Annotated in this window: 1 pseudogene; it reads right to left on the reverse strand. The window is 44.3% G+C overall.

Annotation, left to right across the window (positions count from 1 at the left end):
- Positions 1 to 54: 54 nt before the first annotated feature.
- Positions 55 to 314: pseudogene (locus FS736_RS23540) on the reverse strand (IMP dehydrogenase); the annotation flags it as partial.

The raw sequence follows: 314 nt of genomic DNA on the forward strand, positions 1-314 counted from the left end.
AATTACACCCTTCCAATGCCCATGCCCTGTATCAACAACAATCACATCCACATCTCATTTCACCACCATCTCAACACCCTTCATCCTATCCCCTCTTACCCCCACTCCCCCTCCCCATAATAATCCCCCTTTCTTATCCTTCCAACAATTCCGGAACTCAATCACTTTTTCCATATCCTTAATCCTCATCACGCCTTTCAAAACACCTTCCTCATTTACTACTAGCAGTTTTTCAATCTTATCCCGCTCAACCATTTCTTCTGCTTCCTCAAGCCTTCTACCTACACAACCACTCACCGCATTCCTTTTACTCA

Source organism: Cytobacillus oceanisediminis 2691 (assembly GCF_007678455.1).
Classification (GTDB): domain Bacteria; phylum Bacillota; class Bacilli; order Bacillales; family Cytobacillaceae; genus Mesobacillus; species Mesobacillus oceanisediminis_A.